We start from the raw sequence: 21,613 nt of genomic DNA on the forward strand, positions 1-21,613 counted from the left end.
TTGATTAACGCCTGCCGCAAAGCAGGCCATTTGGAAGCATGCTGACTATGGCTACGATTCATGTAGACGGCAAAGAATACGACGTTGACGGAGCAGACAACCTGTTACAGGCCTGTCTCTCCCTCGGCCTCGATATTCCTTACTTTTGCTGGCACCCGGCGCTGGGAAGCGTCGGCGCTTGCCGCCAATGTGCGGTAAAGCAATACCAAAATGCGGAAGACACGCGCGGCCGCTTGGTGATGTCCTGTATGACGCCGGCGTCCGATGGCACCTTCATTTCCATCGATGACGACGAAGCCAAACAGTTCCGCGAAAGCGTGGTTGAGTGGCTGATGACCAACCACCCGCACGACTGTCCGGTGTGTGAAGAGGGCGGCAACTGTCATTTGCAGGATATGACGGTAATGACCGGCCACAGCTTCCGCCGCTACCGCTTCACCAAACGCACCCACCAGAACCAGGAGCTGGGGCCGTTTATCTCTCATGAGATGAACCGCTGCATCGCCTGCTACCGCTGCGTGCGTTACTACAAAGACTATGCCGACGGCACCGATTTCGGCGTCTACGGCGCGCACGACAACGTCTACTTCGGCCGCCCGGAAAGCGGCACGCTGGAAAGCGAGTTCTCCGGCAACCTGGTGGAAGTGTGCCCGACCGGCGTCTTTACCGACAAAACCCACTCCGAGCGCTACAACCGTAAATGGGACATGCAGTTTGCGCCAAGCATCTGCCAGCAGTGCAGCATCGGCTGTAACACCAGCCCGGGCGAGCGCTATGGCGAGCTGCGCCGCATTGAGAACCGTTACAACGGCAGCGTGAACCACTACTTCCTGTGTGACCGCGGCCGCTTCGGCTATGGCTACGTCAACCTGAAGGACCGTCCTCGTCAGCCGCAGCAGCTGCGCGGCAATGACTGGATTGCGCTGAACGCCGAGCAGGCGATGGAAGGGGCGGCGGATATTCTGCGTCAGGCCAAGAAAACCATCGGCATTGGCTCGCCGCGCGCCAGCCTGGAAAGCAACTTCGCGCTGCGTGAACTGGTCGGCGCCGAGAACTTCTATACCGGCATTGCGCAGGCGGAACAGCAGCGTCTGGAACTGATGCTCAACGTGCTGCAAAACAGCGGCGTGCATACGCCGGCGCTGCGTGAGATCGAAGAGTACGACGCGGTGCTGGTGCTGGGTGAAGACCTGACGCAAACCGGCGCGCGTATCGCACTGTCGGTACGTCAGGCGGTGAAAGGCAAAGCCCGGGCGATGGCGGCGGCGCAGCGCGTGGCCGACTGGCAGATCGCGGCGGTGCAGAACATCGGCCAGCATGCCAAATACCCGCTGTTCGTCACCAACGTCGACAGCACCCGTCTGGATGATATCGCCGCCTGGAACTACCGTGCGCCGGTCGATGAGCAGGCGCGTCTCGGCTTCGCCATTGCGCACGCGCTGGACGCGGCGGCGCCGGCGGTCGATGGCCTGACGGACGATCTGAACAAGAAAGTCGACATTATCGTGCAGGCGCTGACCGGCGCGCGTAAACCGCTGATCGTGACCGGCAGCAGCGCCGGCAGCGACGCGGTGATCGCAGCGGCGGCCAACATTGCCACCGCGCTGAAGGGACGCGGCTCCGAGGTGGGCATCACCCTGGTGGCCGGCGCTGCCAACAGCATGGGGCTGGCGATGATCGGCGGCGGTTCGCTCGATCAGGCGCTGGCGCAGCTGGCGGACGGCCAGGCCGACACCGCCATCGTGATGGAGAACGATCTGTACCGGCATGCGTCGGCGGACAAGATCGACGCCGCGCTCGCCAAGGTCAGCAACCTGATCGTCGCCGATCACCAGCGCACCGCGATTATGGACAAAGCCAGCCTGGTGCTGTCAGCCGCCAGCTTTGCCGAAAGCGACGGTACGCTGGTCAACCAGGAAGGTCGCGCGCAGCGCTTCTTCCAGGTTTACGATCCGGCTTACTACGATGACGCCAAAAACAACGTGCGGACGGAAATTCTGGAGAGCTGGCGCTGGATGCACTCGCTGCACTCCACCTATACCAGCCGTCACGTGGACTGGACCCAGCTTGACGATGTGATTGAAGCCTGCGTCGAGGCGTTGCCGCAGTTGCAGGGCATCAAGGATGCCGCGCCGGACGCCAGCTTCCGCATCCGCGGGCAGAAACTGGCGCGTTCACCGCACCGTTACAGCGGCCGCACCGCGATGCGCGCCAATATCAGCGTGCATGAACCGCGTCAGCCGCAGGATAAAGACACCATGTTCGCCTTCTCCATGGAAGGGAACAACAGCCCGCTGGCCGATCGTCAGCAGATCCCGTTCGCCTGGTCGCCAGGCTGGAACTCACCGCAGGCGTGGAACAAATTCCAGGCCGAGGTCGGGGGCAAGCTGCGCCACGGCGATCCGGGCGTGCGCCTGATCGAAGCGGGGGAGGGCAGCCTTGGCTACTTCACCAACGTGCCTGCCGCATTTAATGCGCAAGGCTGGCAGGTAGCGCCGTATTACCACCTGTTCGGCAGCGACGAGATGTCGCAGCGTTCCGAGGTGATCCAGCAGCGTATGCCGGCGGCGTATGCGATGGTCAACCCGGCCGACGCCGCGCGCCTGGGCGTTAACGAAGGGGCGCTGGTGGAGTTCAGCTGTGCGGGTCAGACGCTGCGTCTGCCGGTGCGCCTGAGTGAAACCCTGACCCAGGGCCAGGTTGGTTTGCCGCTCGGCTTGCCAGGGATCCCGCCGGTACTGGCGGGTGCGAAGGTTGAAAATCTGCGGGAGGCGGTACGATGAGCTGGTTTACCCCTGAGGTGATCGACATATTGATCGCCGTATTGAAAGCGGTCGTGATCCTGCTGGTCGTGGTCGCCTGCGGGGCGTTCATGAGTTTCGGCGAACGCCGCCTGCTCGGCCTGTTCCAGAACCGCTACGGGCCAAACCGCGTCGGTTGGGGCGGCTCGCTGCAGCTGGTCGCCGACATGATCAAAATGTTCTTTAAGGAAGACTGGGTTCCGACCTTCTCCGACCGGGTGATCTTCACCCTGGCGCCGATGATCGCCTTTACTTCCTTGCTGCTGGCATTTGCCATCGTTCCGGTCAGCCCGACCTGGGCGGTGGCCGATCTCAACATCGGTATTCTGTTCTTCCTGATGCTGGCCGGTCTGGCGGTCTACGCCGTGCTGTTCGCCGGCTGGTCGAGCAACAACAAATACTCGCTGTTGGGGGCGATGCGTGCCTCGGCACAAACCCTGAGCTACGAAGTGTTCATCGGCCTGTCGCTGATGGGGGTTGTGGCGCAGGCAGGTTCATTCAACATGCAGGACATCGTTGAATCACAGGCTCACGTCTGGAATGTCATCCCGCAATTCTTTGGTTTTGTAACCTTTGCGATTGCCGGCGTGGCGGTGTGTCACCGCCATCCGTTTGACCAGCCGGAAGCGGAGCAGGAACTGGCCGACGGTTACCACATTGAATATTCCGGTATGAAATTCGGTCTGTTCTTCGTGGGGGAATATATCGGCATCGTGACCGTTTCCGCCCTGATTGTGACGTTGTTCTTCGGCGGCTGGCAGGGGCCATTCCTGCCGCCGTTCATCTGGTTCGCGCTGAAAACGGCATTCTTCATGATGATGTTCATCCTGATCCGCGCCGCGCTGCCGCGTCCGCGTTATGACCAGGTGATGTCATTCGGCTGGAAAGTGTGCCTGCCGCTGACGCTGCTGAACCTGCTGGCGACCGCCGCAGTTATTTTGTACAACGCTCAATAAGGGGTGAATAAACCATGACATTGAAAGAGTTAGTGGTTGGTTTCGGCACCCAGGTACGCAGTATTTGGATGATTGGCATGCACGCCTTCGCCAAACGCGAAACCCGGATGTATCCGGAAGAAGAGGTTTACCTGCCGCCGCGCTACCGTGGCCGCATCGTGCTGACGCGCGATCCGGACGGCGAAGAGCGCTGCGTCGCCTGTAACCTGTGTGCGGTTGCCTGCCCGGTCGGCTGTATTTCGCTGCAAAAGGCAGAACAGAAAGATGGCCGTTGGTATCCGGAGTTCTTCCGCATCAACTTCTCGCGCTGCATTTTCTGCGGCCTGTGTGAAGAGGCCTGCCCGACCACCGCAATCCAGCTGACGCCGGATTTCGAACTGGGCGAATTCAAGCGCCAGGATCTGGTGTATGAGAAAGAAGATCTGTTGATCTCGGGCCCGGGTAAATATCCGGAATATAACTTCTACCGGATGGCCGGTATGGCGATCGACGGCAAAGCGAAAGGCGAAGCCGAAAACGAAGCCAAGCCGATCGACGTGAAAAGCCTGTTGCCGTAAGGAGCCAGCAAGCATGGAAATTGCATTTTATCTGGCAGGTTTGATTGCGATTCTCGCGACGCTTCGCGTGATTTCGCATACCAATCCTGTGCATGCGCTGCTGTATTTAATCGTCTCACTGTTGGCGATCTCGGCAGTCTTTTTCTCACTGGGCGCCTATTTTGCCGCCGCGCTGGAAATCATCGTCTACGCCGGCGCCATCATGGTGCTGTTCGTCTTCGTGGTGATGATGCTGAACCTCGGCAATGCGGTGCAGCAGCAGGAACGCGAATGGCTGAAGCCGTCGGTGTGGATTGGCCCCGGCCTGATGTCGCTGGTGTTGCTGGTGGTGCTGGTTATCGCCATTCGCAGCGTCTCCGACCAGGGCATCAGCGGCGAGATGGTCGACGCCAAGGCGGTCGGCATCAGCCTGTTCGGCCCTTACGTACTGGCGGTCGAGCTGGCCTCAATGCTGCTGTTGGCCGGCCTGGTGGTTGCCTTCCATATTGGCCGTGAGCACAAGCCGGGCGAAGTGCTGAGCAACGCCCCGGCAAGCAGCGAAATGGCGAAAAGAAAATCGGAGGAGCAAGCATGATCCCTCTTCAACATGGGCTGATTCTGGCGGCGATTCTGTTCGTACTCGGGCTGACCGGGTTGCTGATCCGCCGTAACCTGCTGTTTATGCTGATCAGTCTGGAAGTGATGATCAACGCCGCGGCGTTGGCGTTTATCGTGGCGGGAAGCTACTGGGGTCAGGCGGACGGACAGGTGATGTATATCCTGGCCATCAGTCTGGCGGCGGCGGAGGCCAGTATCGGCCTGGCGCTGTTGCTCCAGCTCTACCGTCGTCGTCATACCCTGAATATTGATACTGTCAGTGAGATGCGCGGATGAACCTATTATATTTAACTATTCTGCTGCCGCTGATCGGGTTCCTGCTGCTGGCGTTTTCACGCGGCCGCTGGTCTGAAAATACGGCGGCGACCGTCGGCGTCGGCTCAATCGGCCTGGCGGCGGTGGTCACCCTTTACGCGGCGATGGATTTCTTCAGCCAGAAAGCCGCCGGTGTAGAGCTGTTTGAGCAAAACCTGTGGAACTGGATGACGGTCGGCAACTTCAATATCGGCGTAACGCTGGTGTTGGACGGCCTGTCGCTGACCATGCTGTCGGTGGTGACCGGCGTTGGTTTCTTCATCCACATGTTCGCGTCCTGGTACATGCGTGGCGAAGAGGGCTACTCGCGCTTCTTCGCCTACACCAACCTGTTTATCGCCAGCATGGTGGTTCTGGTACTGGCGGATAACCTGCTGCTGATGTACCTGGGTTGGGAAGGCGTGGGCCTGTGCAGCTACCTGCTGATCGGTTTCTACTATAAAGATCCGGCCAACGGCGCGGCGGCGATGAAAGCCTTTATCGTCACCCGCGTGGGCGACGTGTTCCTGGCCTTTGCGCTGTTTATTCTGTACCACGAGCTGGGTACGCTGAACTTCCGCGAGCTGATGGTGCTGGCACCGCAGAAACTGGCGATGGGCGACACCGCGATTACCTGGGCGACCCTGATGCTGCTGGGCGGTGCGGTCGGTAAGTCGGCGCAGCTGCCGCTGCAGACCTGGCTGGCGGACGCGATGGCCGGCCCGACGCCGGTATCGGCGCTGATCCACGCCGCCACCATGGTGACCGCGGGCGTGTATCTGATCGCCCGTACTCACGGCCTGTTCCTGATGGCGCCGGAAGTGCTGAACCTGGTGGGCATCGTCGGGGCGGTGACCCTGCTGCTGGCCGGTTTCGCCGCGCTGGTGCAGACCGACATCAAACGCGTGCTGGCCTACTCCACCATGAGCCAGATCGGCTATATGTTCCTGGCGCTGGGCGTACAGGCCTGGGACGCGGCGATCTTCCACCTGATGACCCACGCGTTCTTCAAGGCGCTGCTGTTCCTGTCGTCCGGTTCGGTGATCCTGGCCTGCCACCATGAGCAGAACATCTTCAAGATGGGCGGCCTGCGTAAGAGCATTCCGCTGGTGTACGTCTGCTTCCTGGTGGGCGGCGCGGCGCTGTCGGCGCTGCCGCTGCTGACCGCCGGCTTCTTCAGTAAGGATGAGATTCTGGCGGGGGCGATGGCCAACGGCCATATCAACCTGATGATTGCCGGTCTGGTCGGCGCGTTTATGACCTCACTGTATACCTTCCGCATGATCTTCATCGTGTTCCACGGTAAAGAGCAGATTAAAGCGCATGCGGGCAAGGGCATTACTCACCATCTACCGCTGCTGGTTCTGCTGGTGCTGTCCACCTTCGTCGGCGCGATGATTGCTCCGCCGCTGCAGGGCGTACTGCCGGCAACCACCGAACTGGCGCACGGCAGCGTGCTGCAGCTTGAAATCACCTCCGGGGTGGTCGCGGTTATCGGCATTCTGCTGGCTGCGGCGCTGTGGCTGGGCAAACGTCGCCTGGTCAGCAGCGTGGCCGCCAGTGCGCCGGGCCGCTTCTTCTCGACCTGGTGGTTCCACGCCTGGGGCTTCGACTGGCTGTATGACAAAGTGTTCGTCAAACCTTATCTGGGCGTCGCGCGTCTGCTGCAAAGCGATCCGCTGAACAGCCTGATGAACATTCCGGCGGTGTTCTCCCGCTGGGGCAACCGCGGTCTGACGGTCAGTGAAAACGGACAGGTGCGCTGGTATATCGCGTCTATGGGTGTGGGTGCAGTGGTCGTATTGGCGCTGTTGATTTTGGTTTAACTGAATAATTTAAGCAGACGTAATTTTGGGTTCGGCCCTTGATAAACAAGGGCCAGATACATGTTTTAGATTATTCATATTAGGGACACAAAACGCCATGCTATTACCTTGGCTAATTCTTATCCCCTTTATCGGCGGCCTGCTGAGCTGGCAGTTCGAGCGTTTCGGCACCAAGGTGCCGCGCTGGATCGCGTTGATTACAATGGGGCTGACACTGGCGCTCTCGCTGCAACTGTGGCTGCAGGGCGGCTATACCTTGACCACGCCGCAGGGCATTCCGCAGTGGCAGGAAGTGTACCTGCGCTCGTGGATCCCGCGTTTCGGCATCAGTTTCCACCTGGCGCTGGACGGTCTGTCGCTGCTGATGGTGGTGCTGACCGGCCTGCTGGGCGTATTGGCGATTCTCTGTTCCTGGCGTGAGATTCAGAAGTATCAGGGGTTCTTCCACCTGAACCTGCTGTGGATCCTGGGCGGCGTTATCGGCGTGTTCCTCGCTATCGACATGTTCCTGTTCTTCTTCTTCTGGGAAATGATGTTGGTGCCGATGTACTTCCTGATCGCGCTGTGGGGTCACAAGGCGTCTGACGGTAAAACCCGTATCACCGCGGCCACCAAGTTCTTCATCTATACCCAGGCCAGCGGTCTGGTGATGCTGATTGCGATTCTGGGCCTGGTCTTCGTGCACTACAACGCTACCGGCGTCTGGACCTTCAACTATGAAGATCTGCTGAAAACGCCGATGTCGCACAACGTGGAATACCTGCTGATGTTGGGCTTCTTCATCGCTTTCGCGGTGAAAATGCCGGTGGTGCCGCTGCACGGCTGGTTGCCGGACGCGCACAGCCAGGCGCCGACCGCCGGTTCCGTTGACCTAGCGGGCATCCTGCTGAAAACCGCGGCCTACGGCCTGCTGCGTTTCAGCCTGCCTCTGTTCCCGGAAACGTCTGCCGAGTTTGCGCCAATCGCCATGTGGCTGGGCGTTATCGGCATCTTCTACGGCGCCTGGATGGCGTTCGCGCAGACCGATATCAAGCGCCTGATCGCGTACACCTCGGTGTCTCACATGGGCTTCGTACTGATTGCCATCTACACCGGCAGCCAGCTGGCTTACCAGGGCGCGGTGATTCAGATGATTGCGCACGGCCTGTCTGCGGCCGGTATGTTCATCATCTGCGGTCAGCTGTACGAGCGTCTGCATACCCGTGATATGCGCCAGATGGGCGGCCTGTGGGGACGTATCAAATATATTCCCGCGCTGTCGCTGTTCTTCGCGGTTGCTACGCTGGGGATGCCGGGCACCGGTAACTTCGTCGGTGAATTTATGATCCTGTTCGGCAGCTTCCAGGTCGTACCGGTGATCACCGTGATTTCTACCTTCGGTCTGGTGTTTGCTTCGGTTTACTCGCTGATCATGATGCAGCGCGCCTACTACGGCACGCCAAAGTCTGACCAGCCGCTGCCGGGCATGACCGCACGCGAACTGTTCATCATTCTGCTGCTGGTGGTTCTGCTGGTGCTGCTGGGGGTTTACCCGCAGCCGATTCTGGATACCTCTGCTGCCGCAATGAGCAACGTGCAACACTGGTTTGGTTCGTCAGTTTCTGCAATTTCAACAACAAGGCCGTAATTCGCCATGACAATAACTCCTCAACAACTGATCGCACTGTTGCCGCTGTTGATCGTCGGATTGACGGTGGTGGTTGTGATGCTAGGCATTGCGTGGCGACGCGACCACTTTATCAACGCGACCCTGACCGTGATCGGTCTTAACCTGGCGCTGCTTTCGCTGTACTTTGTCGGCCAGGCTGGCCCGATGGACGTTACCCCGCTGCTGCGGGTTGACGGTTACTCCATGTTCTACACCGGGCTGGTGCTGCTGGCGAGTCTGGCCACCTGCACCTTTGCCTATCCATGGCTGGTCGGCTACCCGGACAACCGCGAAGAGTTCTATCTGCTGGTGCTGATTGCCGCGCTGGGCGGCATTCTGTTGGCGAGCGCCAATCACCTGGCCTCGCTGTTCCTGGGGATTGAGCTGATCTCGCTGCCGCTGTTTGGTCTGGTGGGCTACGCCTATCGCCAGAAGCGTCCGCTGGAAGCCGCCATCAAGTACATGCTGCTGTCCGCCGCCGCCTCCAGCTTCCTGCTGTTCGGCATGGCGCTGCTGTACGCGGAATCCGGCACGCTGGCGCTGTCCGGTCTCGGTAAGAGCCTCGGTGAAAACATGATGCACCAGCCGCTGGTTCTGGCGGGGATGGGCATGATGATCGTCGGTCTGGGCTTCAAGCTGTCGCTGGTGCCGTTCCAACTGTGGACGCCGGATGTGTATCAGGGGGCGCCCGCGCCGGTTTCCACCTTCCTGGCCACCGCCAGCAAAATCGCCATCTTCGCGGTGGTGATGCGTCTGTTCCTGTACGCGCCGGCGGCCGACAGCGAAGCGCTGCGCACGGTGCTGGCGATTATCGCCTTCTGCTCTATCCTGTTCGGTAACCTGATGGCGATCAGCCAGACCAATATCAAGCGTCTGCTGGGCTACTCCTCCATTGCTCACCTGGGCTATCTGCTGGTGGCGCTGATTGCGGTGCAGACCCATCAGCTGTCGCTGGAGACCGTCGGCGTTTATATGGCCGGTTATCTGTTCAGCAGCCTGGGCGCCTTCGGCGTGGTCAGCCTGATGTCCAGTCCGTACAGCGGGCCGGATGCCGATTCACTGTTCTCCTACCGCGGCCTGTTCTGGCATAAACCGATTCTGTCGGCGGTAATGACGGTGATGATGTTGTCGCTGGCCGGTATCCCGATGACGCTGGGCTTTATCGGTAAGTTCTTCGTTATCGCGATGGGCGTCAGCGCGCACCTGTGGTGGCTGACCGGCGCGGTAGTGGTGGGCAGCGCTATTGGCCTGTACTACTATCTGCGTGTGACCGTCAGCCTGTACCTCAACGCGCCGGAAACGCTGTCGCGCGATACGCCGCGTAACTGGGCGCTGACCGCCGGCGGGGTGGTGGTGCTGATCTCCGCCGCGCTGGTGCTGGTGCTGGGTATCTATCCGCAGCCGCTGATTACGCTGGTGCAGATGGCGCAGCCGCTGTTCTGATAGCGCGTTGTAAACGTAAAAAGGTCGCCGCGGCGACCTTTTTTTATGCCCGCAGGCAATTACTGCGGATAGTTTTGAAAGGAGGTTTCCAGCGCCTGTACCACCGCGCGTACCCGCGCGGCGCGCTGCAGATCGGGATGCAGCACCAGCCAGATATCCACCCAGTCCTGATTTTCCGGCAGTATCCGCACCAGTTCAGGATCGTTATCCGCCAGGAATGAGGAGAGCAGGCCGATGCCGAGGCCGTTGCGGGTGGCTGAGCGCAACAGCAGCTGCGAGTTGCACTGCAGCACCACGTTGGGGTCGATCAGCGTTTCACCGCAGAAGCTGCTCCAGTGACGCGGCACCAGTTCACGCGGAAACATCAGCAGATTATGGCCGCGCAGATGTTCGCCCTTGACCGGCATGCCGTGAACGTCCAGATAGTGCTGCGTTGCGTACAGCCCCATCTCAATGGTCGCCAGCCGTTTGATAATCAGTTCATCGGAATCCGGGCGCGCGCCGCGGATCGCCAGATCGGCGCCGCGATAGGAAATATCAGAGATATTCACCGCGGTCAGCAGCGTCACGGTGATCTGCGGGTGCTGCTCGCGCAGCCTTTGCAGCGCCGGGATAACGAAGGCTTCGGCCAGGGTGTCGGTGGTGGCGATGCGCACATTGCCGCACAGGCTTTCATCGCCGCTGGTCGCCTTGCGGGCGATGGCCTGTACGGCGTTTTCCATATTCATCACGTCCGCCAGCATCTCCTCGCCCAGCGGACTGAGGGAAAATGCTTTGGGCGTGCGGATAAATAATTTGGATCCCAGGGATTCCTCAAAGGCGGAAATGCGTCGCCCGACGGTGGCCTGGTCGACGTGTAGCTCATTTGCGGCCTTACGTAAAGTGCCGCAGCGGGCTACGGCGAGGAAAAAGCGGGCATCATCCCAATTCATCAACGACTTCCTTCTATGAGAGCGGCGGGATACCACTAGGGTTGTATTGGCTTATCCGTGGTGCAATGGGGGTTGCGCTAAAAATGAGGCAGCCGTATCATAATTATCTATTATGTTTTATGGTATAAAAAAATGCATCATTGTGAAGCAATTTTGCATCTTTATTTTTACCTGCCGAACTTTATGCTAACGGATGAGCTGGCGTGATCCCCCGCACATTTCATCGTTGGCCGATTCATTGGAGCCAGTCTCGATAGGCGGCAGCGCCTGATGGAGATTCGCTCGACTCTCTATTGTGACTGGACATTGAATATGGCGTCTCACGCAGAAAATACGTGCGTTCCCGCAGCATTGGCTAACGCGGGTGCGAAAGCAGGCGGCTTCCCGACCGTCGCTAAACCCGCGCTACACGGTAATAATGCCGACGTCATTATCCAGGCGCTCGCCGAGCGCGGCATTCAGCATATCTTTTTGGTGCCGGGCAAACTGATCTATCCATTGATTAAGTCTATTGACGATTCTGCGATCGCCGGGATCGTTGCTGCCCATGAAACCGCCTGCGGCTTTATGGCCGACGGCTATGCGCGCGCCAGCGGCAACTTCGGCGTTTGTCTGGGTATCTCCGGACCGGGCACCATGAACTTCCTGCCGGCGATGGCGGCGGCGCAGGCGGATAAAATTCCGGTGATGTATCTGGCCGGCGGCATTGCCACGCACCATGAAGCGCAGGGCGCGTTCCAGGACGGCAGCAACAGCGGCATCGATGAGCTGACCATTGTCAAACCCCTGTTGACCAACGCCATCGAGGTAAAGCAGGCGCATACGCTGCGGCACGAGCTGCGCCGCAGCCTGTCATGCCTGAACGGCCAGCGGAAAGGGCGCACCTATCTGAGCGTGCCGGTCGATATACAAAAGCGTCCTGCGCCGGAGTCGCCGACGCCGGGCGCGTTGCGTCGCCGTGAAACGGCGATTGATCTGGCGGCGCTGGACGCGGTGCTGGATGATTATCTGTTGCGTGGCCTGAATATCGCCTGCCTGGCCGGCAGCCGGGTGAATAATCCGCAGGACGCCGATTTGCTGCGTCAGGTGGCGGAGAAATATCATTTACCGGTTGCCACCACGCTGGCGGGGAAAGGGGCGTTTCCTGAGGGGCACCCGCTGGCGCTGGGCCTGTACGGCTTTGCCGGCCATACCCGGGCGGTGGAAACCATCAATGGCGACGACGTCGATGTGCTGCTGGTGTTGGGGTGCGATCTCAATCAGCGTGACAGCCTGAACTGGCATCCGAAACTGCACGGCACCAAAACGTTGGTGGTGATTGATGAAGATTTCGATCAAGTCAGCTCGCACTATCAGCCGGACGTGCAGATTTTCTCCAGCCTGAGCGCTTCGCTGCGGCATCTGCTGACGGTGGTTAACGCTGATGATCCGCATCTTGCCTGCGTCAATAAGCTGCGTAATCAGTGGATTGAATACGTCAGCCAGTTGCCGCTTGAGCAGCGTCAGCCGGACCGGACGGCGCGCATGATGGCGGGGGAAAAACATCTGTATCCCGGCGAGGTGATTGAGCATTTGCGCTGCCGCACCGCGGCAGACGCCAATGTGGTCGTGGACTCCGGGGCGCATCGTATCTTTATGGCTCACCATTGGCAAAGCAACGGCGTTGGCGATTATCATACCTCCAGCGCGCTGGCACCGATGGGCTGGGCGATTTGCGCCGGGATTGGCATTAAGCTGGCGGCGCCGCAGCGCGACTGTCTGGTGGTGACCGGCGACGGCTGTATGCTGATGCACGGGATGGAGATACAGACCGCCGCCCGCTACCGTCTGAAAATGACGTTTTTGGTGATGAATAACTGCGCGCATGGCGCGATGCATATCGACACGTTACAGCAGAGCGGCGTAGGAGAGGCGTACACCGCGCTGCCGTCGCACGACTGGCGGGCGTTTGCCGGCAGTCTGGGCGTGGCTGCCGCCAGGGCCGCCACGCTGGCCGAGCTGGATGACGCACTGGCCGCCGCCGCGGCGCATGACGGACCGTATCTGATTGAAATGATGGTAGGAAACCATCGGGCGCCCAATCGTTACTATGCCGAGAGCGTTGCTGAATATGAGCAGCGTATCCGGGAACAATGATCGGGAGTATTCACGCTGTTTTTATAAGATGCGGAGTGATAACAATGATGTGTCGTTCGGGCGTTATGGCGGCCATGATGGTGGCCTGTATGAATGCGCTGGCGGAAGAGACCCATGGTGAAGGCATTAATAAAGAGACGTTGCTGAAGACTGAAAAATCATGGGAAGGGACGCGGTACGGTCATTATCCCGCCGGCGCGCCGCAGATCACCATGCTGAAGGTGACGGTGGAGCCAAATCGGGTGCTGGCCTGGCATACGCACCCCTGCATCAGCGCGGTGCACATGACTGCGGGCAGTGTCTCGCTGACGGTGGCGAAGACCGGCGAAAAGAGAACTTTCCGCCAGGGGGATTCGTTCACCGATACGGTTGACATCGTCCATCAGGGCCAGGCCGGTGCGCAGGGGGCGGAGATGCTGGTGTTTTTTGCCTGTTCGGATAACCGCCCGCTGACCATCGCCGAAGCCAAATAATCCATCCCGGCGTATAAGCCGGCGATCTGTCCGACCCGATATTAATGAGGAATTTATGGTTGCGTTATGGATGTTGGTGGCCAGCGTGTTTTTTGCGCTGATGGGCGCCAGCATAAAACTGGCGTCGGCGAAGGTTGGTTTTTTTGACATTATCTTTTACCGCTCGTTCATCAATGTGCTGATTGTCGCGGCGCTGATAAAGATCAAGAATCTCGGCTTCCGCACCCGGCATCTGGGGTTGCATATGAAGCGTGCGGCGATTGGCAATGTGGCGATGTATTGCGGTTTCTATTCCCTGATTCATTTACCGATCGCCACCGCGACGACGTTGGGTTACACCAACCCGATTTTTCAATCGGTGATTACTTTTGTCACCGCCAAAGGTCAATTGACCGGCAAACTGCTGTTTTCGGTCCTGCTGGGCTTTGTCGGCATTTTGGTGCTGTTGCGACCGGATATGCCGCACGGCGAGTATGCGGCGACGCTGATAGGCCTGTTGTCCGGCCTGCTGACCGCGCTGGCCTATTTTAACGTGGGCAAACTGGTGCGCACCGGTGAGCCGGAACTGCGGGTGGTGTTCTATTTTTCTCTGGTCGGCACGCTGGTGGGGTTAGCGATGGCCGGCGCCATCGGCTTTGTCGCGCTGGATGCCATTACCTTACTCAATGTCTGCGCAATTGGCGTTTTCGGCAGCCTGGGGCAGATTACCATGACGCGCGCTTACGGCAGCGGCAACCCGGTGATTGTCAGCATTCTTTCTTACAGCACGATTATCTTCTCTACGCTGCTCGGCTATCTGATCTTTGATGAGAAACAGTCGAATATTGCCGCCGTAGGCATGGCGCTGATTATTCTTTCCGGTGGTCTGGCGATTTTGCGGCGTGCACCGGTGAAGGTGCGCCGTTCGGCCGCGGCGGCGCAGGATTAAGCCCCCCAACGGGACGCGGTCAACGCTGTCCTCATGCCTTGGCGTGCGGTGCTGCGCGCGCCATTTCACTTTTTCATTTTTTTTACTTTTATTTCTTTCACTTATTTTTAGCATGTAATGCAATAAATAAAGGTAAATTTCATTTATCGCTTAGTCAATTCTCTTATATCCTTATGCGTAATTTATCCATCGGCAGGGCTAGGTTTATGCGTAACTAACAGTAATAATAGATACTTATAAAGTATTCGTCTGATAGCGTACGATAGTCTATGGCTGACAGCCGGTATGCATAATTGAATCACCCTGATGCATTCTTGGCTATTTTTGCGGTTATTCCTGAACGGTATGATAAACGCGTTTCCTGATACGTTTTGGTTTTCAGGAGGGTGTGTTTATTTCGGCCATGCGCCGCGAGTTTCAGGAGAAAGAAATGTCTGACGGAGTGGCCGTAGAAGAAGCCGCTAAAGTGAAATCGGGTGCGTCGCACTTTGCCATTTTGCTATTTTTGGCGCTGGCGTTAATGTCGGCACTCTTAAATAGCAGTGCGCCGACGCCGCTGTATCCGCTTTATCAACATGAGTTGGGTTTAACGTCAGTCAGTCTGACTATTATTTATGGCGCTTATGCCGGTGGCGTGCTGATTTCGCTGTTCGGCGTGGGCAATATGGCCGGCAAAGTACGTGACCTGCGCAGTATGATCGTACCGGCCCTGCTGGTGGTATTAGCCGGCGCGCTGTTGTTTGCCATGGCGGATTCATTTGTGATGATGTTCATGGCGCGCCTGTTGGCCGGCATCGGCACCGGTGCTTTAACCGGTGCGGCGAACATTGCGCTGGTGCGCTTCGGGCCTAAAGACGGCGGTAAAGTGGCGGCGCTGATTGCTACGCTGTCCTTCACCACCGGCCTGGCGCTGGGGCCGATTTTTAGCGGTCTGGCGTTGCAGACAGGGTTTTACACCACGTCACTGCCGTTTATCATTATTATGGCGGTTGCGGCGGTAGCGGCTCTGGGTGTGATGCTGAAGTGGCCGGCGGCGGTGGCGCCGGCGGGAAATGCGCAGACCAGCGCGGCGGCACCGGTAAAGAGCTCGTTGGCTGACGGCCTGCGCGCTACCGGCATCAAGTTTTATCTTTGCGCCGGTGCGTTGTTTACCTGCTGGGCGGTGGCCGCCAGCATTCTGGCGATTGGTCCGAACGTAGCGGAAAAATTGCTGGGTATGCACAGCCGTGGTATGTACGGCTATGTGATTGCGGTCTATCTGGTGATTGCCGGTATCAGCCAGATTCTGAGCCGCCGGATTAACGCGCGTCACTCGCTGATGTTTGGCTGTCTGGCGCAGGCGCTGTCGGTGGTGGTGTTTGCCGAAGCGATTCAGATCCACTCGCTGGGTCTGGCCGCTGCCGGAATGGTAATTGCCGGCTATGCTTATGGTGCGATTTTTGTCGGCAGCGCGACGCTGGTGAATCTGATTTCACCAAAATCCAGCCATGCGCGACTGATTTCGCTGTTTTATGTGATTGCTTATATCGCCAACTGGGTGCCAATCCTGTTGGGGGTTGTTATCGACCATGCCAGCCTGCAGCTGGCGGTGAATTTACTGTTTATGGTCAGTGCAGTGGTATGTCTCGTCTTGGGACTGCTGGTGACGCGAGCGGGGTTCCCGCGCTAAACGTGCGTTAACCGCGTACTGTACGACCGATGATTTCCCTGGTGTTGTTGTGTGTCATTTCCAGCGTGCTTGCACGCTGGTTTTTTTTTGCCTTTTTCCCGCTGCTGCGCGCCTTGCCATCCGCCGCTTATTACATGCGTTTGCTGATCGCGATCATATACAGCCGGGGGCTTTTCGGTAAACTGCACGCTTCTTTTTTACCAGGGTCGGTATTATGAATGTACTTGTTGCCATTGCCGTTACCACCGGCATTCTTTCTGGCATCTGGGGCTGGGTTGCGCTCAGCCTCGGCTTGATTAGCTGGGCGGGCTTTTTGGGCTGCACGGCGTATTTCGCCTGTCCGCAGGGCGGCGTAAAGGGATTGTTGGTCAGCACGCTGACCTGCTGCAGCGGCGTTTTCTGGGCGATGCTGATTATTCACGGCAGCGCGCTTGAGCCGGCCTGGAGCCTGCTTGGCTATGTGCTGACCGGCGTGGTGGCGTTCCTGATGTGCATTCAGGCCTGGCAACAGTGGCTTAATTTTGTGCCGGGCACCTTTATCGGCGCCTGTGCCACCTTTGCCGGCGGCGGCGAGTGGCGTCTGGTGACGCTGTCGCTGCTGGTGGGGTTGCTGTTCGGCTTTGCGATGAAAAACAGCGGCCTTTGGCTGGCGACGCGCGGACGGCGGGCGGCGTTGCCTGCGGCCTCGACGGCGGGGGATGCCTGAACGGGGGGCGCGTTTGCCGTTATTCGTCTGGCGAGCGCCGGCAATTGTTGTCTATAGTTTAGGGACGGCGAACCTGCTATGCCGTACGGATCTCGGCGCGGCGCTGAAATCCGGCGGCGACAACAATGGAGAACGGTGAAATGACAAGATATACGGACGAAAGTCGTACCACCCTTGATGACGATCTGCGCATGCTCAGCGATACCCTGCAGGAAGTGTTGGACTATTCGGGCGACCGCGCCGATCAGGCTTATGTGGATATTAAGAGCCATGCGGAGCAGGCGCTGAAAGAGGTCAAGGCGCGCCTGAGCGGCGCTTCCGAAGGGTATTATGCGCGCGCCAAAGAAGCGGTGCACCGTACCGACGACTATGTGCATGATAATCCTTGGCACAGCGTGGGTATTGGCGCGACGATCGGTTTGGTCTTCGGACTCTTGCTGGCCCGGAAATAAACCGTCGCGCTGATAGGCGGCCGTGCTGCGGTCGCCTGTTCTCTCTTTCTTGCCCGCCCTGTTTCTGCCTTGTCGCCGGACTTTATTTTTCCGACTCTCTCGCGGTTTTACCGTATAATCCCCCACGTTTTGTTTGGTTAATGAGGTGGCGGTGGAACATATCTCAGCCTTGTTGCGGCAGTTGCGTCAGCGGCTGGCGCAGCTTTCCCCGGACGGCAGCGGCTTCCGGCAGATTTCCCTCCCCGTGAGCGACGTGCTCAGCGACGATGTGCTGGCATGGCTGGCGGCGCAATCCACTTTCCCGCAATTTTACTGGCGCCATCGGGATGAGCAGGAAGAGGCGGCGGTGTGCGGCGCGCTGCGGCAGTTCAGTGATGCGGCCGCCGCGCAGGCGTTTATTGCGGCGAACCCTGCGGCGCGCGTCTGGGGGTTAACGGCGTTTGACGGCCCGTCCTACCTGTTTTTACCACGGCTGACGTGGCTGAGGCGTGATAATCGCACGAGTGTGACGCTTAACCTGTTTACGGAAGATGCCGCCGCGACGGATGACTGGCTGGCGGCCTTGGCGCCGGTGACGCCGCTCGCGCCGCTGCAGACTGTGGTTGCGGCGGTGGAGCACCGTCCCGATGCCGCCGGTTGGATGCAGATGCTGCAGCAGGCGCTGACGGCGATCGCCGCAGGGCGTTTGGATAAGGTGGTGCTGGCGCGCAGCAGCCGGCTTACGCTGACGCAGCCGCTGTCCGCCCCCGTGCTGATGGCGGCCAGCCGGCAGGTTAATCATTGCTGCTACCATTTTATGCTGCGCTTTAGCGCGCGTTCGGCCTTCCTCGGCTCCAGCCCGGAACGGCTCTATCTGCGTGACGGACGACATTTGCTGACCGAGGCGCTGGCCGGCACGGTTGCTAATGACGGCGATGATGTTCGGGCGCAGCGGCTGGCGCAGTGGTTGCTGGACGATCGGAAGAATCAGCATGAAAACCTGCTGGTGGTGGATGATATTTGCCAGCGCCTGCAGGGCAGCGTCAGCGCGCTGGACGTGCAGCCGCCGGAAGTGCTGCGTTTACGTAAGGTTCAGCATTTACGTCGTTGCATTACCGGGCAGCTGCAGACGGCGGATGATGCGGATTGCCTGCAGCGCCTGCAGCCGACGGCGGCGGTTGCCGGCCTGCCGCGCCAGGCGGCGCGGGTATTTATCGCCGCCCATGAGCCGGTGGAGCGCGGTTGGTACGCCGGCTGCGCCGGTTATCTGTCCGCCGGGCGCGCTGAGTTTTGCGTTGCGCTGCGTTCCTGCCAGATTGACGACGATAGCCTGCAGCTGTATGCCGGTGCCGGCATCGTCAGCGGTTCGGATCCGCAGCAGGAGTGGCAGGAGCTGGACAACAAGGCGGCGGCGCTGCGCAGTCTGCTGCCACCAGAGGCAGATGCCGCTGAATTAACTGCGCGTATATCCCCTAAAGCATCCGAGTGACGGGCAGGCGGCAAGGGAAGGCGTCCCGATGTGTTGACACAGGTAAGTGATGCGGGGGGCTGAGTGCAGCTAACACGCCTGTAACGGGAAGCATGACGGATATAAATCCCTAAAATTGATCGGCAGAGGGATTTGCCGCATTTCCTGCCATCGGGATATTGCGTGTTTTTGCGCTGGCGCAAGAGTTCCCGGGATAACTGCTCATATAATTCTTGTTAATGACTTTTAGTGAATTGGGCCGCGATGGTTATGTTCCCGGCCGATCGCTGTGACTTGTGAGCCAACTATGTCGACAAGTATTTTTAACCGCCGCTGGGCGGCGTTGTTATTGGAGGCGGTGTCCCGCCACGGCGTGCGGCATGTGTGTATTGCGCCAGGCTCACGTTCAACGCCGCTGACGCTGGCGGCGGCCGCCAATCCTGCTTTTATTTGCCATACCCATTTTGATGAACGCGGGCTGGGCCATCTGGCGCTCGGGCTGGCGAAGGCCGCTCGCGATCCGGTGGCGGTGATCGTCACTTCCGGCACCGCGGCCGCCAACCTGTATCCGGCGCTGATTGAAGCCGGGCTGACGGGGGAGCGGCTGGTGTTTCTCACCGCCGACCGGCCGCCGGAACTGATCGACTGTGGCGCCAATCAGGCGATTCGCCAGCGCGGCCTGTACGCTTCCCATCCGACCCTCAGCATCGATTTACCACGGCCAACGCCGGATATCCCCGCCAGTTGGCTGGTTTCTACCGTCGACGATGCGATGGCGCGGCTGTCGCACGGCGCGCTACATATTAACTGTCCGTTTGCCGAGCCGCTGTATGGCGGTGACGAGCGGCACTATGCCGAGTGGTCTGCGGCGCTGGGCGACTGGTGGGTGGGCAGTCAGCCGTGGCTGCGTGAGATGGGGGCGCTTCAGGCACCGCCGCAGCCGGACTGGTTCTTCTGGCGGCAAAAGCGCGGCGTGGTGGTGGCCGGGCGCATCAGCGCCGAAGAGGGCGCTCAGCTGGCGCAGTGGGCGGCGACGCTGGGCTGGCCGCTGATTGGCGACGTACTGTCGCAGACCGGTCAGCCGCTGCCCTGTGCCGACCTGTGGCTGGCGCAGCCGCGGGCGCGCCAAGTGCTGGACAATGCGCAGCTGGTGATTCAGTTCGGCGGCAGCCTGACGGGAAAACGCCTGCTGCAGTGGCAGGCGGACTGCCAACCGGAAGAATATTGGCTGATTGACGCCCTGCCGGGGCGGCTCGATCCGGCGCAGCATTGCGGCCGGCGTATCTGTACTGCGGTCAGTGACTGGCTGGCGCAGCATCCGGCGCTGCCGCGTGCGCCCTGGGCCGCTGAGTTGCCTGCGTTGGCGCACGACGCGCTCGAGACGGTGGCGGGCGAAGTTTATCACCATTTCGGCGAAGCGCAGCTGGCGCATCGCCTGCCGGAGTTGTTGCCGCAGAACGGGCAGCTATTTTTGGGCAACAGCCTGGTGGTTCGGCTGGTTGACGCGCTGGCGCAGTTGCCTGCCGGCTATCCGGTGTTCAGCAACCGCGGCGCCAGCGGCATCGACGGCCTGATTTCCACCGCCGCCGGCATACAGCGCGCCGGCGCCAAACCCACGCTGGCGCTGGTGGGCGATTTATCCGCGCTGTATGACCTGAACTCACTGGCGTTGCTGCGTCAATGCTCGGCGCCGACGCTGCTTGTGGTGGTGAATAACAACGGCGGACAAATTTTTTCGCTGCTGCCGACGCCGGAAGAGGAAAGAGAACGTTTTTACTGTATGCCGCAGGCGGTGGACTTTAGCCATGCCGCCGCCATGTTCCAGCTGGCGTATGCGCAGGTTAGCGACTGGGAAGCGCTGCAACAGGCGGTTGAGCGCGGCTGGCGTCATCGCGGCGCGACGCTGATTGAGCTGCAGGTCACGCCTGCCGCGGGGGCGGAAACCTTGCAGCGCCTGCTGGCGCAGATGGCGGCGCGCTGATGCTGGCCGCACGCATACTGCAGCAGGGCGAGCGCCAGCGTCCGTGGCTGGTTTGGCTGCATGGCCTGCTGGGCAACAATAATGAGTGGCGGGTGATCGCCGCCCGCTGCGCGCAATGGCCGTCGCTGGCCATCGATCTGCCGGGGCATGGCGAATCGGTCGGTCAGCGCTGCCATAGCTTTGCCGAGGTCAGCCGCCAGATTGGCGCGACGCTGCGGCAGCATAAGATTGAGCGTTACTGGCTGGTGGGATATTCGCTGGGCGGACGCATTGCCATGTATCACGCCTGCTACGGCGAAACGGCCGGTTTGCAGGGGCTGGTGATTGAAGGCGGCAATCCGGGGCTGACCAGCGATGAACTGCGCCGTCAGCGTTGTGATCACGACGCCCGCTGGGCGGCGCGTTTCCGTAGCGAACCGCTGCCGCAGGTGCTGGCGGACTGGTATCGGCAGCCGGTGTTTCACGAACTGAGCGCGCCTCATCGCGAGGCGCTGATTGAAGCGCGTTCGCGCAATGATGGTCCGGCGGTGGCGGCGATGCTGGAGGCCACCTCGCTGGGGCGTCAGCCCTGGCTGGCGCCGCAGTTACGGCGGCTGCAACTGCCGAAACTGGTGTTGTGCGGTGCCGATGACGACAAATTTCAAGCGCTGACGCGCACGGCCGGTCTGCCGCTGCGCACCGTCGCGCAGGCCGGGCACAATGCGCATCTGGCCAATCCGCGCGCGTTTGCCGCGCAGCTGAATGATTTTCTTGTTAATCCTGCTTAA

19 protein-coding genes are annotated in these 21,613 nt (G+C 59.8%); 18 read left to right on the top strand and 1 reads right to left on the bottom strand.

Annotated elements, in window-relative coordinates:
* Nucleotides 1–47: 47 nt before the first annotated feature.
* The 8 genes from nuoG (at nt 48) to nuoN (ending at nt 10,122) form a co-directional block, all read left to right on the top strand.
* Complete coding sequence (gene nuoG, locus FO014_RS17755) at nt 48–2,783, top strand: NADH-quinone oxidoreductase subunit NuoG (RefSeq protein ID WP_111738031.1); 2,736 nt, start codon at nt 48–50, stop codon at nt 2,781–2,783.
* Nucleotides 2,780–3,757, top strand: coding sequence for an NADH-quinone oxidoreductase subunit NuoH (nuoH, locus tag FO014_RS17760; RefSeq protein ID WP_105231929.1), 978 nt, complete (start codon nt 2,780–2,782; stop codon nt 3,755–3,757). The genes nuoG and nuoH overlap by 4 nt, the downstream gene beginning before the upstream one ends.
* A 14-nt stretch (nt 3,758–3,771) precedes the next feature.
* On the top strand, nt 3,772–4,314 hold the full coding sequence (nuoI, locus tag FO014_RS17765) for an NADH-quinone oxidoreductase subunit NuoI (RefSeq protein WP_015673152.1): 543 nt from the start codon (nt 3,772–3,774) through the stop codon (nt 4,312–4,314).
* Nucleotides 4,315–4,327: 13 nt separating this feature from the next.
* Entirely contained in the window at nt 4,328–4,888 is a 561-nt protein-coding gene (nuoJ, locus tag FO014_RS17770) for an NADH-quinone oxidoreductase subunit J (protein WP_105231928.1), read from the top strand.
* The gene (nuoK, locus tag FO014_RS17775) at nt 4,885–5,187 is read left to right on the top strand and encodes an NADH-quinone oxidoreductase subunit NuoK (protein ID WP_004960562.1); all 303 of its coding nucleotides are present in this window, start codon (nt 4,885–4,887) and stop codon (nt 5,185–5,187) included. The genes nuoJ and nuoK overlap by 4 nt, the downstream gene beginning before the upstream one ends.
* Complete coding sequence (gene nuoL, locus FO014_RS17780) at nt 5,184–7,031, top strand: NADH-quinone oxidoreductase subunit L (RefSeq protein WP_160030471.1); 1,848 nt, start codon at nt 5,184–5,186, stop codon at nt 7,029–7,031. The genes nuoK and nuoL overlap by 4 nt, the downstream gene beginning before the upstream one ends.
* A gap of 97 nt (nt 7,032–7,128) precedes the next feature.
* Nucleotides 7,129–8,658, top strand: a complete 1,530-nt coding sequence (gene nuoM, locus FO014_RS17785; RefSeq protein ID WP_105231926.1) for an NADH-quinone oxidoreductase subunit M — start codon at nt 7,129–7,131, stop codon at nt 8,656–8,658.
* 6 nt (nt 8,659–8,664) lie between these two features.
* Entirely contained in the window at nt 8,665–10,122 is a 1,458-nt protein-coding gene (gene nuoN, locus FO014_RS17790) for an NADH-quinone oxidoreductase subunit NuoN (RefSeq protein ID WP_105231925.1), read from the top strand.
* Nucleotides 10,123–10,181: 59 nt separating this feature from the next.
* Here nuoN and FO014_RS17795 read toward each other — a convergent pair whose 3' ends face one another.
* Nucleotides 10,182–11,057, bottom strand: coding sequence for a LysR family transcriptional regulator (locus FO014_RS17795; protein WP_160030472.1), 876 nt, complete (start codon nt 11,055–11,057; stop codon nt 10,182–10,184).
* 309 nt (nt 11,058–11,366) lie between these two features.
* Between FO014_RS17795 and FO014_RS17800 the strand changes: the two genes are divergently transcribed.
* From FO014_RS17800 to menH, 10 genes are all read left to right on the top strand, one after another.
* On the top strand, nt 11,367–13,190 hold the full coding sequence (locus tag FO014_RS17800; protein WP_201282879.1) for a thiamine pyrophosphate-binding protein: 1,824 nt from the start codon (nt 11,367–11,369) through the stop codon (nt 13,188–13,190).
* A 44-nt stretch (nt 13,191–13,234) separates the two neighbouring features.
* Entirely contained in the window at nt 13,235–13,663 is a 429-nt protein-coding gene (locus FO014_RS17805; RefSeq protein WP_201282880.1) for a cupin domain-containing protein, read from the top strand.
* Between the two features lie 55 nt (nt 13,664–13,718).
* Complete coding sequence (locus FO014_RS17810) at nt 13,719–14,591, top strand: DMT family transporter (RefSeq protein ID WP_160030473.1); 873 nt, start codon at nt 13,719–13,721, stop codon at nt 14,589–14,591.
* 430 nt (nt 14,592–15,021) lie between these two features.
* Entirely contained in the window at nt 15,022–16,260 is a 1,239-nt protein-coding gene (locus FO014_RS17815; RefSeq protein ID WP_160030474.1) for an MFS transporter, read from the top strand.
* A gap of 29 nt (nt 16,261–16,289) precedes the next feature.
* Nucleotides 16,290–16,478, top strand: a complete 189-nt coding sequence (locus tag FO014_RS17820) for a hypothetical protein (protein ID WP_160030475.1) — start codon at nt 16,290–16,292, stop codon at nt 16,476–16,478.
* Nucleotides 16,475–16,966, top strand: a complete 492-nt coding sequence (locus FO014_RS17825) for a DUF1097 domain-containing protein (RefSeq protein ID WP_160030476.1) — start codon at nt 16,475–16,477, stop codon at nt 16,964–16,966. The genes FO014_RS17820 and FO014_RS17825 overlap by 4 nt, the downstream gene beginning before the upstream one ends.
* Nucleotides 16,967–17,106: 140 nt before the next feature.
* Nucleotides 17,107–17,418, top strand: coding sequence for a stress response protein ElaB (gene elaB, locus FO014_RS17830; RefSeq protein ID WP_160030477.1), 312 nt, complete (start codon nt 17,107–17,109; stop codon nt 17,416–17,418).
* Nucleotides 17,419–17,569: 151 nt separating this feature from the next.
* Nucleotides 17,570–18,886 carry an isochorismate synthase MenF gene (menF, locus tag FO014_RS17835; RefSeq protein WP_160030478.1) on the top strand — a complete coding sequence of 439 codons (1,317 nt, stop codon included), beginning with the start codon at nt 17,570–17,572 and terminating at the stop codon, nt 18,884–18,886.
* A 286-nt stretch (nt 18,887–19,172) separates the two neighbouring features.
* The gene (menD, locus tag FO014_RS17840) at nt 19,173–20,846 is read left to right on the top strand and encodes a 2-succinyl-5-enolpyruvyl-6-hydroxy-3-cyclohexene-1-carboxylic-acid synthase (protein ID WP_160030479.1); all 1,674 of its coding nucleotides are present in this window, start codon (nt 19,173–19,175) and stop codon (nt 20,844–20,846) included.
* Nucleotides 20,846–21,613 carry a 2-succinyl-6-hydroxy-2,4-cyclohexadiene-1-carboxylate synthase gene (menH, locus tag FO014_RS17845; protein WP_160030480.1) on the top strand — a complete coding sequence of 256 codons (768 nt, stop codon included), beginning with the start codon at nt 20,846–20,848 and terminating at the stop codon, nt 21,611–21,613. The genes menD and menH overlap by 1 nt, the downstream gene beginning before the upstream one ends.

Origin of the sequence: Serratia rhizosphaerae (assembly GCF_009817885.1) — a bacterium.
Lineage (GTDB): Bacteria > Pseudomonadota > Gammaproteobacteria > Enterobacterales > Enterobacteriaceae > Serratia_B > Serratia_B rhizosphaerae.